Source organism: Streptomyces sp. NPDC046931, from assembly GCF_040644655.1.
Taxonomy (GTDB): Bacteria; Actinomycetota; Actinomycetes; order Streptomycetales; family Streptomycetaceae; genus Streptomyces.
Genome location: NZ_JBEYWX010000010.1, coordinates 33984 through 48392, shown reverse-complemented (window position 1 = coordinate 48392; position 14409 = coordinate 33984). Strand labels below are relative to the sequence as shown.

The following is a 14409-nucleotide window of genomic DNA, read 5'->3' as shown; positions in this document are numbered from 1 at the left end:
GTGCGTACATTGCCCAGTCGGTACACCCCCGTACAGGTAGTTCTTACGACCCTCACACCGGACTCTTCACCTCCAGGGGGTCGACGTTCATCCTGTCGCCTTACGTTCCGTGGCGTGCAGTTGGCAGAAGTGAGGCCCTCTACAAGCGGCCGATGGACGCGTCTGCGCCCTCTGGTGGCGCCGGACGAGCAGGAACAGACCCCCGCGCAGTGGCACCGCATCCTGACGCTGCTCGCGAACATCAGCCTGCTCATCGGCACCCGCGCGGTGTGGTCCTCCGCCGCAAGCCACAAGCTGGTGATCGCCGCGATCATCTCCATCTGCTACGCGTCGATCCTGGTCACCGGTGTCCTGACGCTGGTGGTGCGGCGCAGCCGGTCGCTGGCTCGGCTCGACCTCGTCGTCCTGGTGACGGCGGTCACACTCGTCTACTGCGCCCTGACCGTGAAGCACACCTTCAGCGACGAGTCGATCCTCACCACACAGGCCGCCCGTGAACTGATACACGGCCACCCGGTGTACGGGCAGCCGTGGCCCTGGCTGTTCGGCCACGGTATCGCCTACACCCCGACGGTGACGGGCGGCTACGACTACACATACGGCTACCCGCCGCTGACCGCCCTGCTCACCGCGCCCCTGCTGTGGATCGGCCACGGTGCGGTGCCGGAGACGCTGGTCGTCACGACCGCGCTCGTCCTCGGCACGATCGTCCTGTGGAAGATGCTGCCGACGCCGTGGCGCTCCGCGGCCACCATGGTGTGCCTCGGCTTCGGGATGATCCCGGCGTACGCCCGGCTCGGCTACCCGGCGGTCGTCGCGCTCGCCTTGCTGATCCCCGTCGTGGTGCGCTGGACGCGGATGGGCGCGGGCGGTCCGGCCGACTGGGCGCGGGCCGCGTGTCTGGGCGCGGCCTGCGCCACCCAGCAGCTGCCCTGGTTCCTGGCGCCGTTCCTGCTCGCCGGGGTCTACGCGCTGCGCCGCGGGGAACTGGGGGCGCGCGGGGCCGCCGCGGCCGTGGGGCGCATCCTCGCCATAGCCGCCGGAACGTGGCTGCTGATCAACGCGTACTTCGTCGTGAGCGAGCCACGCACCTGGATATCGGGCATAGCGCTGCCGCTCACCCAGGGCGCGGTGATCCACGGCCAGGGCCTGGTGGGCATCTCCCTGTACTACACCGACGGCAGCGACCGGCTGACCTGGTACTCGCACGCCAGCATGCTGCTGGCGGCGGGACTGCTGGCACTGTTCGTGCTGTTCGTGCGCCGGCTGGGTCCGGCCGCGACCGTGCTGCCGTGGTGTGCGTTCTTCCTCGCGACCCGCTCGCAGGACGGGTACTACCTGCTGATGACGCCGCTGTGGCTGGCGGCCGCCGTCACCGTGCCGCCCACGGCCTTCACCACCGCCTGGCAGCCCCGGCTGCCGTACGGACGGCGGGTGGCCCGCACGGTGCTGGCCGGCGCCCTGGTGGCCCCGGCCCTGGTGGCCGTGGCGGTGGCGGCGACCGGCACGCCGCCGCTCCATATGAGCGCCGCTGCCGCCTCCCGGACTCCCCTGACGGTCCAGACCCTGAGGGTACGGGTCGCCAACACCGGTGACGCGGCCGTGGAGCCGCACTTCGCGGTGACCACCGGGCAGGGTATGAGCCGCTACTGGAAGGTGCTCGACGGACCCTCGTCGGTCGCCGGTCATGCGACGGCGACCTATCGGATCCAGGCGCCGGGCGGCCGCTTCGTGATCCCCAGGAAGGGCATCCGCATCCGGTTGCGTGCCTTCTCCGCGTCACCGATGACCCTGTCGAGCCAGGACATTCACCTGGAGCGCGAGCAGGTGCCCACCAGGACGTCGGGCGACCGCGGCTGACGTCCGGCTCCCCGTCCCGCCGACGGTGACCGCCGTCGGCGGGACGGGAGTCCGGTTATTCGGAGGCGGAGGTGCGTCCGCGGCCGCGGACGATCGCGAAGGCCGCGGCGGCCAGACCGAGGACGCCGACGACCAGGCCGGCGATGCCGAGCCCGCGGGCGGTGGAGTCGTCGGAGGAGGCGCTCTTCGTGGTGGCCTCGCCCGGCTTGGCGGCGGTGCCGCTGCCGGAAGCGGCCGCCGTCGAGGCGCCGCCCTCCGCCGCGCCCTCGGCCGTTGCCTTGGCCGTAAGCCTGAGGACCGGCGCGGGGCTCTCCGGCTCGTCCCCGCCCTTGGGGGTCTCCTCGATCCAGCGGACGACGTTGCCGTCGGAGTAGGACTGCAGTGTCTTGAAGGTCAGCTGGTCGGTGTCGTCGGGGAGTTGGCCGAAGGCGACGTGGAAGTCCTGGTACTGGCCGTGCCGGATACGCCCGCCGGTCCAGGTGATCTCGGAGACCGCGTCGGTGATGGTTCCGTCGTCCGTCTTGACCGGCGTCTTGAGTTTGGTGGTGGTCACCTGCGCGGTCCAGCCGGCCTCGGGAGTGACCAGCACGCCCAGCACCGGGTGGTCGGTGGGCAGGAACACCTGCACCTTGGTGGTCGCGGCGGTGTCCTCCTCGTTGGGCACGCGGAAGGTCAGCACGCCGTCCGTGGCGCCCTTGGCGTAGCTCTCGGGATGGACGGTGACATGGGCGAAGGCCGCGCCCGCGGCGGCGAGGACACCGGCGGCCGTGAGGGCGGCGACGGTGGAGGCGCGGCGCAGGGTGGTACGCATGGGGGACATGGGTGGTGGTGCTCCGTACGTGTGCTCGGTGTCGGGGTCAGATCGAGTACGGGGCTGCCGGGGGCGGTCCGCGCCGGGACAGGGCGTGGCGGAGCAGCGCCTGCCGGAGGGGGCGGCGCGGGCGCTCGTCCGGTCGCGGGAGTCCGGCGTACACGGGCAGGGGCACCGTGCGCCACCAGGCGACGAGGCGCGGGACGAAGGCCACGGCCTTGCGCAGCAGCGACCACAGGGCGGCCTCGCCGCGCCTAAGGCACCAGGAGGCGAGGAGAGCGGCGGCCAGGTGCGCGGTGACCGCGTGCGAGGTCAGGGCGTGCGGCTGGGTGGCCATGTCCATGCCCTGAGGCATCCCCGGCATGGACATCGTGTCCGGCGGCCCGGCCGCACCGAAGGCGAGGTGCAGTCCTCCCTGCACAAGGAGCATCGCCAGGCCGATGCCGAGGAGTGAACACTCACGCCCGGCGAGCAGCGCACTGCCCGCGAACACGGCCAGAAATGCGGCCGCGTACACCCAGCCCGCAGGCACCGCGCCGGTGGCCAGCGTGTGTCCCCCGGCGGCGAGCAGCACGCACACGACGGCGAACACCGCCGCGCGCACGCTCCGCACCGTCCAGGACACATCCATGGGGTGGGATCCTGCCATGCGGGCGGAGGGGGTCACCCGGGTTTCCGCAGATCCGGGCGCGCCGGGGGCGTCGGGTGCGTGGCGCGGCCGGGGCCCCGAAGGCGCCTATCGTGGCGCCCATGCAGTCCTACACAATCGGTCAGGCCGCCCGTCTGCTGGGGGTGAGCCCGGACACCGCGCGGCGGTGGGCGGACGCGGGCCGGGTGGCGACCCACCGCGACGAGAGCGGGCGCCGGGTCATCGACGGCAAGGACCTGGCCGCTTTCTCGGTCGAACTGGCGCGCGGCGGCACCGGGGAGGACGACGCCCCCTCGTACACCTCCGCCCGCAACGCCTTCGCGGGGATCGTCACCGCCGTGAAGCTGGGTGACGTGGCCGCCCAGGTGGAGATCCAGGCGGGTCCGCACCGCCTGGTCTCGCTGCTGACCAGGGAGGCGGTGGAGGAACTCGGTCTGGAGGTGGGAATGGAGGCGACCGCCCGTGTGAAGTCGACGAACGTGCACATCGACCGCCCGTAGAAACGCACATGCGGGACTGCGTCCGCGGTCCTCCCAGCTCATGCGATGCAACAGGAGACTTCCGGATGGCATCTGCGTCAGTATGATCGGCGTATCGGAGGGGTCCGGGGGATCTCTCCCTCGACGCACAAGAGGCACAAGGGGAGTGGACCCGTGATGACCCGATCCGCGCGCCGGACCCGCCGGATGCTTCAGGTGGCCGGTGCGGGGGCCGCCGCGCTGCTGGCCCTCAGCGCCTGCTCCTCCTCGTCCGGGTCCGACTCCGGCTCCGACTCCGCCAAGAAGTCGGGCTCCTCGGCGTCCTCGGCGCCGAAGCTGTCCGGCACGGTCACCGTGTTCGCCGCCGCCTCCCTGAAGGAGAGCTTCACGGCCCTGGGCAAGGAGTTCGAGAAGGAGCACCCCGGCACGAAGGTCAGCTTCAACTTCGGCGGCAGCGACACCCTCGCCGCGAGCATCACCGGCGGCGCCCCCGCCGACGTCTTCGCCGCGGCCAGCCCCAAGACCATGGCCGTCGTGACGGACAAGAAGGACACGGCCGGCACCCCGGTGACCTTCGTACGCAACCAGCTGGAGATCGCGACCCTGCCCGGCAATCCGCACAAGGTCTCCTCCCTGAAGGACCTCACCAAGTCCGACCTGAAGGTCGTGCTGTGCGACAAGACCGTCCCCTGCGGTGCCGCCGCACAGAAGGCGCTGGACGCGAGCAGGCTGAGGCTCACCCCGGCGTCCTACGAGCAGGACGTCAAGAGCGCCCTGACGAAGGTGGAGCTGAAGGAGGCCGACGCGGCGGTCGTCTACCGGACCGATGTGAAGGCGGCGGGCGACAAGGTGCAGGGCGTGGAGTTCCCCGAGTCGGCCAAGGCCGTCAACGCCTATCCGATCGCCCTGCTCAGGAACGCGCCCAACACCGAGGCGGCCGAGGCGTTCATCGCGCTGGTGCGCTCCGCCGAGGGCCGCAACGTCCTGACCGAGGCCGGGTTCCTCCAGCCGTGACCCGTTCCGACACCTCCGGCGCCGCGGCCGCCCCCCTCACGGGCGGACCGCGGCGCGGGCGTGTCCGCGGACCCGGGGTGCCGCTGCCGCTGCTGCTGCCGGCGCTGGCCGGTCTGGCGTTCCTGCTGCTGCCGCTGGTGGCCCTGCTGGTGCGGGCCCCGTGGCGCGCCCTGCCGGCCCAGCTGACCGGCACGGAGGCGTGGCAGGCGCTCCAGCTGTCCCTGGTGAGCGCGACCGCCGCCACCGGGGTGAGCCTGGTGCTGGGCGTCCCGCTGGCGTGGCTGCTGGCCCGCACGGACTTTCCGGGGCGGGGGCTGGTACGGGCCCTGGTGACCCTGCCGCTCGTGCTGCCCCCGGTGGTGGGCGGTGTGGCCCTGCTGCTTGCGCTCGGGCGCAACGGGGTCGTGGGGCGGTGGCTGGACGCATGGTTCGGGATCACGCTGCCGTTCACCACGGCCGGGGTGGTGGTGGCGGAGGCTTTCGTGGCGATGCCGTTCCTGGTCATCAGTGTGGAGGGCACGCTGCGGGCCACCGACCGACGGTACGAGGAGGCCGCGACGACTTTGGGCGCCTCCCGCTTCACCGCTTTCCGCCGGGTCACCCTGCCGCTGGTCGCGCCGGGCGTCGCGGCCGGAGCCGTACTCGCCTGGGCCCGGGCGCTCGGCGAGTTCGGGGCCACGATCACCTTCGCGGGCAACTTCCCCGGCCGGACCCAGACGATGCCGCTCGCCGTGTACCTGGCACTCCAGAACGACCCGGCGGCGGCGATCGCCCTGAGCCTGGTGCTGCTGGCCGTGTCGATCGCGGTCCTGGCGGGACTGCGGGACCGTTGGATGACGGCGTCATGACCCACACCGGCCACACCGCCGCCCGGCCCGCTGCCGACGATGCGTCCGGCCAGGGCCTGGACGCGCGCATCGTCGTCGAGCGCGGCTCCTTCCGGCTCGATGTCGCGCTGGCCGCGGCGCCCGGGGACGTCGTCGCGCTGCTCGGGCCCAACGGCGCCGGAAAGACCACCGCACTGCGGGCCCTGGCCGGGCTCGTGCCGCTCTCCGATGGTCATCTGCGGCTCGACGGCGCCGAGCTGGACCGTACGCCGCCCGAGTCGCGTCCCGTGGGCGTCGTCTTCCAGGACTATCTGCTCTTCCCGCATCTGACCGCCCTGGACAACGTGGCGTTCGGCCCGCGCTGCCGGGGCGCGTCCAAGGCGCAGGCGCGGGCGGTCGCCGCCGGGTGGCTGGAACGCATGGGTCTCACCGATCACGCCGACGTCAAGCCGCGGCGGCTGTCCGGCGGCCAGGCCCAGCGGGTCGCGCTCGCCCGGGCACTGGCCATCCGCCCCCGCCTGCTGCTGCTGGACGAGCCGCTCGCCGCGCTCGACGCCCGTACCCGGCTCGAGGTGCGGGCCGGGCTGCGACGTCACCTCGCCGAGTTCGAGGCGGTGGCGGTGCTCGTCACCCACGATCCGCTCGACGCCATGGTCCTCGCCGACCGGCTGGTGGTCGTCGAGCACGGCCGGGTGGTCCAGGAGGGTACGCCGTCGGACATCGCCCGCCATCCGCGTACGGACTACATCGCCCGGCTCGTGGGGCTCAACCTGTACCGGGGCGCGGCCGAAGGACACTCCGTACGGCTCGGCGCCGGCCCCGCGGTCACGACCGACGAGGCCCTGTCCGGGCCGGTCTTCGTGGCGTTCCCGCCGGGCGCCGTGACCCTGTACCGGGAGCGGCCCACCGGCTCCAGTGCGCGCAATCTGTGGCGTTGCGAGGTCGTGGGCTTCGAGACCCACGGTGACCGGATCCGCGCCGAACTGACCGGTGAGCTGCCCCTGGTCGCGGATCTGACCACCGTCGCCGCGGCCGAACTCGGTCTCCAGCCGGGAGCCACGGTCTGGGCGACCGTCAAGGCGGCGCAGACGCACGCGTACCCGGCCTGACACGCCGCGCGGGCGCGAGCCGCCGATCCGGCCGTCGTGGGCTCAGCATGGGGACAGACGCTGACATGACCCCACGTTCCGCGAGGCGCGCCCATGAACCTGAGCATCCGCAACCGGCTTCCCGGCACCGTGACGACCGTCACCCCCGGCGAGGTCATGGCGACCGTCAAGGTCAGACTGACCGGCGGCCAGGACGTCACCGCCGCGGTCACCACGGAGGCCGTCGACGAGCTGGACCTCGCCCCGGGCGCCTCCGTGTACGCGCTCGCCAAGTCCACGGAGGTCGCGCTCGCCACCACGGCGGTGGAGAACGTCTCCATCCGGAACCAGTTGCCGGGCACCGTCGACCGAGTCACCACGGGAGGGGCCATGGCGTCGGTCACGGTCAGCGTCGTCGGCGGCACGCTGACGGCCGTGATCACGAGGATCGCCGTGGAGGATCTCGGCCTGGCGCCCGGCTCCTCGGTCGTCGCCCTGATCAAGTCGACCGAGATCTCTCTCGCGACAGCCTGATCTCGAGAGCCTGAGCGCGAAAGCCTGATCGCGAGAGCCTGAGCGCGGCAGGCCGGCATTCGCGCGGACACGGTCGCGCTCACCCGTCAGGGTGAGCGCGGGAACGTTCGCCGTCCGGCTGTCGTCTACAGTTCAGTAGACGGTCTGCGGGATTGCAGTCAGCCGCCGGGCGACGCGGTGTCGCGCCCGGCCCCATGGAAGGGCTCGCGACGATGGCCACCCTCCTGTCACCGGGAGCGCAGCTCGCGGTGAATGTGCTCGACGCCCAGTCCCTGCTCGCCGCCTTCGGCGTGCTGGGTGTGGGCGTCGTGATGTTCGCCGAGACGGGCCTGCTCATCGGCTTCTTCCTGCCCGGCGACTCCCTGCTGTTCACGGCCGGCCTGCTGTGCACCGGCTCGGGACCGCACGGAGTGAAGCTGTCGTTGCCGGCGCTGCTCGTCGCGGCGGCCGTGGGCGCGCTCGCCGGAGCCCAGTGCGGCTATCTCGTCGGGCGCAAGGCGGGCGGCGCGCTGCTCGCCCGCAGCCGCTCGGCCCGGCTGAAGGAAGGCGCTCAGCGCGCCGAGGAACTCCTCGACCGGTACGGACACGCGAAGGCGATCGTCCTGGCCCGCTTCGTCCCCGTGGTGCGCACGGTGCTGAACCCGATGGCCGGGGCGCTGCACGTGCCCGCGCGCACCTTCGCCCTCTGGCAGGTGGCCGGCGGCCTGGTGTGGAGCCTCGGCCTGACCCTCGCCGGGTACGCACTCGGCTCCTCGGTGCCGAACGTCGACACCTATCTGCTGCCGATCATCGCGGTGATCGTCGTGGTCTCGCTGACCCCGCTCGCCCTGGAACTGCTGCGCTCCCGCCGTGCCCCGAAGGAGCGTGCCCGGGGATGAGTCACCGCTCGACGTCACGAGGGCCGGGCACGGACTGCCACCGGGATCACAGTGCCTTGCGCCGCACCAGCACACCGAGCACCACGAGCCCCGGGACAAGAGGCAGCCATACGGTCAGCAGCCGGTAGCCGAGGACCACGGAGGCCGCCGCGCTGCCCGGGACTCCGGCGAGGGTGAGGGCGAGCGCGAGCGCGGCGTCCAGGGAGCCGATGCCGCCGGGGGTGGGCAACAGGACGGCCGCGCTGCTGGCCGCCAGGTAGGCCAGCGCCACCCGCCCCGGTGGCAGGGGCAGGCCGAGCGAGCGGGTGACCGCGATGACCACCAGCGCGTGCAGCGAGGCGAAGGCCAGGGAGCCGCACCACAGGGCGGCTGCCCGGCCGGGCAGCCGGTGCACGGCCCGTACGTCCGCCGACACGGCCCGCACGGCACGCCGCAGCGGTCCGGACAGCAGCAGCAGCGGGAGGGCGGCGGTCACAAGGAGCGCCGCCGCCATGAAGGCCGCGGAGACGCGTGGCAGACGCAGCAGCCCGGGTCCGGTGAAGGCGAGGACGGCGATCAGCAGGCCGCGGGCCGCGCCCCCGGCGGTGGCCTTGACCGCGAGTGCGGTCGCCGAGTGAGGCACGGACAGTCCGCAGCGGGTCAGAAAGCGCAGGTTGACGGCGCCCGCGCCGAGGCCCGCGGGCAGCAGGTGGTTGGCTGCGGACGCGGCGAACTGCGTCGCCACCAGCCGCCCACCGGGCAGCGTCTGGGACACCGCGCCCTGCTGGGCGACGGCCGAGCAGACCCAGGTCGACACGGCGGCCGTCGCCCCCATCAGCAGCCAGCCCGGTTCGGCGCCCGCGAGCCGGGCGGCGCCGGCCTCGATCACGGGCCAGTGGCGCCGGGCGAGCAGCGCGGTGCACAGCAGCACCACCAGGGTGACCGCGGCGTGCCAGGGAGCGCGGGCGGACAGGGCCCTGGTCCGGGCCGGAGCCGTTTCCGGGGCGTCGGGAGCCGCCTCCGTCGCCGTCGGCGGGGTCATCCGCGTCCGCCCACGGCCGCCGAGGGCCTGCTGGTCCTGGGGGCGATGTAGAGGCGGGTGCCGTGGAAGGAGTGTGCGGGCCAGTTCCGGGCGTAGGACGGCGGACGGCCCGTGGGGGTGCCCAGGTAGGCGACGGGGATGCGCTGTGCGGTGCGGGCGATGTCGGTGGCGGTGCTGTTGGCGTTGCTGCCGCTGGTCGACGCCGAGGAGCAGCCGGTGTAGAAGGCGATCGGGACGGCCTCGCTCCCGGCCAGCAGACAGGGCGGCCGGACGCCCAGCCGGTGCAGTTCCGCGGCGGTACGGGACCATCCCTGCCGGTCGGCGGTGGTGCGGGACACGGTGCGGTGCAGCACCGTGTACTGCACCGCCAGATGGCCCGCCAGCCCGAGCGCCAGGAGCGACGCGGTGAGGGGCCGCCACCGGCCGTCGGGCGCGGTGACCAGGTGGAGGAGGGCGTCGGCGACCGGGATCGCGAGCAGGGCGTACGCAGGGAGCAGGAAGCGGGGCGCGGCGTATCCGATCAGGAAGAGGTAGGGGAAGGCCGCGCTCGCCGTGCAGGCCAGCGGCACCATGGTGCGGGCGGGGCGCCGGGCCCCGAGCGCGACGAGCGCCGCGAGCACGGCGAGCAGGGGCAGCGTGAACCACCAGGCCGTCACCGCCGGGTTGGGCAGCGCGCCGGTGCAGGGGCGGCACAGTGAGCGCCCGGCGAGGCCACGCAACTGGTCGGCGACGGCGACGTCCCAGCCCAGGCCGCCCTGGATGCGAGAGCCCTCGGACAGGCGCCGCACAAGCCCCCCGTAGCCGGCGTACGCCTCGGCGATCCACTCGGCCGCTCCGACGGCCAGACCGGCCACCAGCGCGGACAGCGGCGCGAGGCGTCGCCACCGCCGTAGGGCCACCGACAGGACCAGCAGGGGCATGGTGGTCCACAGGGCGTCCATGGGCCGCATCCACGCCATGAGCGCGGCGCTCGCGGCGAGTCCCCGCACGGCCGGCCGGTCGGTGCTGTCGGCGTGGACGCGCAGGAAACAGCCGGTGCCGGCCAGGGCGCCGACCGCGACCCAGTAGTTGGGCATGACCTGGGGGCCGTAGAACAGGGTGACCCACAGGCTCGCGAACAGGGCCCCGCCGAGCGCGAGCACCCGGACCGGAAAGAGACCGCGCCAGGCGCGCAGGGCGAGGAACAGGGCTGCCCCGGACAGCACCGCGAGATAGACCCGGAGCAGCGCGGTGGACGAGGACCACGAGGTGACGGGCGCTGCCAGGAGGGATATGCCGCGGGCACGCGGGGCGCTGAAGAACGAGGCGGGCGCGTGGGCGCTGACCTGGCTGACGTACACCGTCTCGTCCCAGCCGAGCCCCATCCCCGGCCGTACGAGGAGGAGCTGGGCCAGCGTGAAGGCGCCGGCCACCACGGCGATCAGACCATTGCCGCGGCCGCGCCACGACGAGCCGGCGACCGACGGCCCCGCGAGCCGGCGGACTCCCGCGAGCGTGATGTTCGAGCTGTTGGCCACGGCTCACCCCTCACTTCCCTACAGACTGTAGGGGCCCCGCACCCTACAAGCCGTAGGGTCGACGGCGAAAGTCGGGAATGAAGTCGGTAAAACACGGACAAGTTAACCCGGGTGGAGGGGTGTTGCAGGACGAGACGGCTCGCCACACCGATCAGCCGTGTCCGACACTCCGCCGAACGGGTGATCCTGGCTCCCCGTCGACAGCTCCGACGGCCGCTACTGCCGCTTCCCTACGCGCTGTAAGGTTGCGGGCATGGCTGGCAGGGGCCCCCAGGGCAGGGCGGAACGGCGCAGCGCCGGTGAGCTGGAGAGCGAGGTGCTCGCCACGCTGTGGGCCGCCGAGGGGGCGCTGACGCCGGCCGAGATCCAGACCGAGATCGACGGCAGCCTCGCCTACAACACCGTCCACACCATCCTCAAACGCCTGTACGACAAGGGACTTGTGCTGCGCGACGTCGACGGACGGCGCGGCGCGTACCGGCCGGCGAAGAACGCGGCCGAGCTCACCGCGGAGGCCATGCACGAGGCCCTCGACCGGGGCCCGGACCCGATCGCCACACTCCAGCAGTTCGTGACGGGGCTGAGCCCCGAGGAGGAGCAGGCTTTGCGCGATCTCCTGAGCGGGGGTGCGCACCGGCACCGGCAGCCCGGCGGGGGCACCCCATGAAGATCGACGTCTACCTCCCGATCCTGCTCTCGCTGCTGCTGCCCGCGGTCGGTCCGCTGCTCCGGCGGCGGGTGGCGCCCGCGCTCGCGGCCCGGGTACTGACCGCCTCCGCCGTGGTCACGGCGGCCGCCACCACCTGGTCGCTGTTCCTGCTCGCCGTCACCCTGATCGACCGGGCCCCGCCGGTGGTCGCGGAGGCCCGGGACGACGGCCACCGGTTGCCGGACCCGGTCCCGGAGGCGGTCGCCGTGGCCGCCGCGCTGGCCCTCGTGCTGGTCGCCGTGCGCGTGTACCGCATCTGCCGCGCCGAGCGCGTCACCCGCCGCGTGCTGCGCGCCCTGTGCGCGGGATATCCGCCGGACACGGAACTGGTCGTCGCCGCCTCACCGGTACCGCAGGCGTTCGCCGTTCCCGGCAGCGGCGGCGCACCGGGCCGGATCCTGGTCACCTCGGCGATGCTCTGCGCTCTCGAACCCGCCGAGCGCCGCGTGCTGCTGGCGCACGAGCGCGCCCATCTGCGCCACCGGCACGCGCTGCTGGTGGCCGCCGTGACGCTGGCCGCCGCGGCCGACCCGCTCCTCGCGCCCGTCCGCGCCACGGTCGCCTTCCTGGTCGAACGCTGGGCGGACGAGCAGGCGGCCGACGCGGTCGGCGACCGCCCCACCGCGGCCCGGGCCCTCGCGCGCGCCGCGCTGAGCACGGGACACCGGGCACCGTCGTACGCACTGCACTTCACCGACCGCGCGGTCACCCACCGCATCGCGGCCCTTCAGGTCGCTCCGCCCCCGCACCTGTGGCCGCTCGCCGCGATGACGCTGGCGCTCGGAGCGCTGCCGGCACTGGGAGCCGCGGATGCGACCGGGGATCTGCTGCACCTGCTCATGCACGCCTTCATGTGATCCCACCGGCGGCTCCCGGCCCACTCCCCCGCGTCCCGGCCCAACCTCGGGCCCCCGGGAGGGAGTTGTTGGCGCATCGCCGGTCCGGCCTCACCGGGGGCGCGAGCACACCGCCGGTGCCCACGACGTACGGCGGGCGTAGATTCGCTGATCCAGCACCAACGGAGGGAACGCATGTGCGACATCACCGGGTCCGGCGACGCGTTCCGGGACATCCCGACGACCACCCTCGCCGATCTGCTCGGCCGTGAACGGGTCATGGACATCGGCATCCGCCCGTTGTGGCCCGGGACCCCGCGCGTGGCCGGCCCGGCGTTCACGGTCCGCTGCCCTCGCGGCGACAACCTCATGCTGCACGCGGCCATCCACCGCGCCGAGCCCGGCTCCGTCATCGTCGTCGAGTCAGGGGACGTGGACTACGCCCTGGCCGGCGGCAACGTCTGCGCCGTCGCCAAGCGCCGGGGCGTCGCGGCCTTCGTGGCCGACGGCGTCATCCGTGATCTCGCGGAGGTGCGGGAGATGGGCTTCCCGGTCTTCGCCCGGGGCGTCATCCCCATTCCGGGCGCCAAGAACGTCGTGGAACCCCTCAATGTCGAGGTGCGGTGCGGCGGTGTACGGGTGAGCCCCGGGGACATCGTGGTGGCCGACGGGGAGGGCGTGGTGGTGGTCCCGGCGGACCGCCGCGAGGAGATACTCGCCGCCGCCCGCAGGAAACTGGCGAAGGAGGCGGCGGAGACCCTCGACGCCTGGGAGCAGGCGCACCGGGCGAAGATCGACGCCCTGCTCGCCGAGAGGGGCTTCGCGGAGCACGGCCCATCTGACGCACCGTCCACCAGCCGGTGAGCAATCCCCCGGCAGGGTCACCCTTCACCACACGGGGGAATCGAACGGCGTCGCGCAAACCGTTCCCCTAGGGCGACTTGAGTAGGGGCGAAGATCTCGAACTTTCGTCCGAGAATTCGCCCCCGGGTACCCGTTACGAGTTCATGATCACGGTGGTTGTTCGGTCGCTTGTCCGCATCGACACAACCCCTGGAGGAATCATGAACCCCGTTCCCGTCCCAGCCGCCGTTCACCCCGTGTTCGAGAACCGGCCCCTGCGGACCTCCACCGCCCGGCACGGAGTTGACGTCCAGGGACGGACCCGCGCCGCCGGACGCCCGATCGACGTCCAGGACCGCACCCGCGCCGCCGTCCGCCCGTCCTCATCACGCCCGGCACCGAGGTTGGGCGCATGACCGTCCACACCGTCCACAGCCCGCTCCCGCCCACCCTGGCCGCCTGGGCCGAGGGCGTCGTCGGTCCCCTCCGGTCCGTGCGGGACCTCCCGCGGCCCCGCCCCGCCTCCCGGGTCTGGGAGCTGACCTCCGGCACCGGCCGCGCCTTCCTCAAAGTGGCATCGACACCGGCGTTCTACGCCCTCGAGACCCGCGCCTACCGCGAGGCGGCCCCCGCGCTGGAGCGGGACAGCGTGCCGCGGCTGCTGGAGACCGACGCACGGCACCGGGCCCTGCTGCTGAGCGCGGTCCCCGGCCGCCCCGTGCGGAGCCTTGCGCTCACCCCCGGCCGGCGGCGTGCCCTGCACCGCCGCGCGGGCGCATGGCTGTGCCGGTTCCACGGCGACGCCCGGGACCTCACCGCCCGGGACCGCGCGGAGGCGGCGGACGAGGTCGAGCGCGCCGTCCTGGAGGCGGAGGCGCACCTGGCACGCGCCGGGAACCTGATCGGGCCGGCGGAGCGGGACGTCGTCCGCCGGCATGCCGCCGTACTGGCGCTGCTCGGCCCGCTGCCCGCCGGATACGCCCACGGCGACTACCAGGAGCGCAACTGGCTGTACGACACCGCCACCGGCGCGCTCGCGGTGGTCGGCCTGGAGCGGGCCCGCCCGCACGCCGCGGTCTTCGACGTCGTCCGGCTCGCCTGCGGGCCCTGGGCACGGTGGCCCGAGCTGAAGACCGCCTTCCTCGACGGCTTCGGACGCGGGCTGACCGGCGAGGAAGAGGCCGCGCTGCGCTGTCTGTCCGCCCTCGACGCAGCGAGCGCCGTCGCCCGGGGACTGCTGCACGAAGAACCGCGGGTGGTCGCCCGCGGCCGCACGGCCCTGGACCGGCTGCTGGAGGGGAACGCCGTATGAGTCGTACGAGTCGGGTGAGGGGAGAGAACAC

At 73.4% G+C, this 14409-nt stretch carries 15 protein-coding genes; 11 read left to right on the top strand and 4 right to left on the bottom strand.

Annotated elements, in window-relative coordinates; genetic code table 11:
• Nucleotides 1–174 precede the first annotated feature (174 nt).
• Nucleotides 175–1860, top strand: coding sequence for a hypothetical protein (locus tag ABZ876_RS19390; RefSeq protein ID WP_361782208.1), 1686 nt, complete (start codon nucleotides 175–177; stop codon nucleotides 1858–1860).
• A gap of 55 nt (nucleotides 1861–1915) precedes the next feature.
• Here ABZ876_RS19390 and ABZ876_RS19385 read toward each other — a convergent pair whose 3' ends face one another.
• Both ABZ876_RS19385 and ABZ876_RS19380 read right to left on the bottom strand, forming a co-directional pair.
• Nucleotides 1916–2680, bottom strand: a complete 765-nt coding sequence (locus ABZ876_RS19385) for a YcnI family protein (RefSeq protein ID WP_361782205.1) — start codon at nucleotides 2678–2680, stop codon at nucleotides 1916–1918.
• A 37-nt stretch (nucleotides 2681–2717) separates the two neighbouring features.
• A complete protein-coding gene (locus tag ABZ876_RS19380; protein WP_361782202.1) occupies nucleotides 2718–3302 on the bottom strand; it encodes a hypothetical protein in 585 nt (194 codons plus the stop codon).
• 119 nt (nucleotides 3303–3421) lie between these two features.
• On the opposite strand from ABZ876_RS19380, the gene ABZ876_RS19375 reads away from it, so the two are divergent.
• The 6 genes from ABZ876_RS19375 (at nucleotide 3422) to ABZ876_RS19350 (ending at nucleotide 8140) form a co-directional block, all read left to right on the top strand.
• The gene (locus ABZ876_RS19375; RefSeq protein WP_361782200.1) at nucleotides 3422–3820 is read left to right on the top strand and encodes a helix-turn-helix transcriptional regulator; all 399 of its coding nucleotides are present in this window, start codon (nucleotides 3422–3424) and stop codon (nucleotides 3818–3820) included.
• Nucleotides 3821–3976: 156 nt separating this feature from the next.
• Entirely contained in the window at nucleotides 3977–4813 is an 837-nt protein-coding gene (gene modA, locus ABZ876_RS19370; RefSeq protein WP_361782197.1) for a molybdate ABC transporter substrate-binding protein, read from the top strand.
• A complete protein-coding gene (gene modB / locus ABZ876_RS19365; protein ID WP_361782194.1) occupies nucleotides 4810–5661 on the top strand; it encodes a molybdate ABC transporter permease subunit in 852 nt (283 codons plus the stop codon). The genes modA and modB overlap by 4 nt, the downstream gene beginning before the upstream one ends.
• The gene (locus ABZ876_RS19360; RefSeq protein ID WP_361782191.1) at nucleotides 5658–6749 is read left to right on the top strand and encodes an ABC transporter ATP-binding protein; all 1092 of its coding nucleotides are present in this window, start codon (nucleotides 5658–5660) and stop codon (nucleotides 6747–6749) included. The genes modB and ABZ876_RS19360 overlap by 4 nt, the downstream gene beginning before the upstream one ends.
• 93 nt (nucleotides 6750–6842) lie before the next feature.
• Nucleotides 6843–7262, top strand: coding sequence for a TOBE domain-containing protein (locus ABZ876_RS19355; protein WP_361782188.1), 420 nt, complete (start codon nucleotides 6843–6845; stop codon nucleotides 7260–7262).
• A gap of 212 nt (nucleotides 7263–7474) precedes the next feature.
• Nucleotides 7475–8140: a DedA family protein gene (locus tag ABZ876_RS19350; RefSeq protein ID WP_361782185.1), complete on the top strand. Its 666-nt coding sequence runs from the start codon at nucleotides 7475–7477 to the stop codon at nucleotides 8138–8140.
• Between the two features lie 46 nt (nucleotides 8141–8186).
• Here the strand turns inward: ABZ876_RS19350 and ABZ876_RS19345 are convergent, their stop codons facing one another.
• Nucleotides 8187–9161 carry a YbhN family protein gene (locus tag ABZ876_RS19345; protein ID WP_361782182.1) on the bottom strand — a complete coding sequence of 325 codons (975 nt, stop codon included), beginning with the start codon at nucleotides 9159–9161 and terminating at the stop codon, nucleotides 8187–8189.
• On the bottom strand, nucleotides 9158–10678 hold the full coding sequence (locus ABZ876_RS19340) for a hypothetical protein (RefSeq protein ID WP_361782179.1): 1521 nt from the start codon (nucleotides 10676–10678) through the stop codon (nucleotides 9158–9160). The genes ABZ876_RS19345 and ABZ876_RS19340 overlap by 4 nt, the downstream gene beginning before the upstream one ends.
• A gap of 253 nt (nucleotides 10679–10931) precedes the next feature.
• On the opposite strand from ABZ876_RS19340, the gene ABZ876_RS19335 reads away from it, so the two are divergent.
• The 4 genes from ABZ876_RS19335 to ABZ876_RS19320 all read left to right on the top strand — a co-directional run bounded on the left by ABZ876_RS19335 (nucleotide 10932) and on the right by ABZ876_RS19320 (nucleotide 14378).
• Nucleotides 10932–11345, top strand: coding sequence for a BlaI/MecI/CopY family transcriptional regulator (locus ABZ876_RS19335; protein ID WP_361782177.1), 414 nt, complete (start codon nucleotides 10932–10934; stop codon nucleotides 11343–11345).
• Nucleotides 11342–12244 (top strand): M48 family metalloprotease, encoded by a 903-nt coding sequence (locus ABZ876_RS19330; protein WP_361782174.1) that lies wholly within the window; start codon nucleotides 11342–11344, stop codon nucleotides 12242–12244. Before ABZ876_RS19335 ends, ABZ876_RS19330 begins: the two co-directional genes overlap by 4 nt.
• Before the next feature lie 174 nt (nucleotides 12245–12418).
• Nucleotides 12419–13087, top strand: a complete 669-nt coding sequence (locus tag ABZ876_RS19325; protein ID WP_361782172.1) for an RraA family protein — start codon at nucleotides 12419–12421, stop codon at nucleotides 13085–13087.
• Between the two features lie 391 nt (nucleotides 13088–13478).
• Nucleotides 13479–14378 (top strand): aminoglycoside phosphotransferase family protein, encoded by a 900-nt coding sequence (locus ABZ876_RS19320; protein WP_361782169.1) that lies wholly within the window; start codon nucleotides 13479–13481, stop codon nucleotides 14376–14378.
• Nucleotides 14379–14409: the final 31 nt, after the last annotated feature.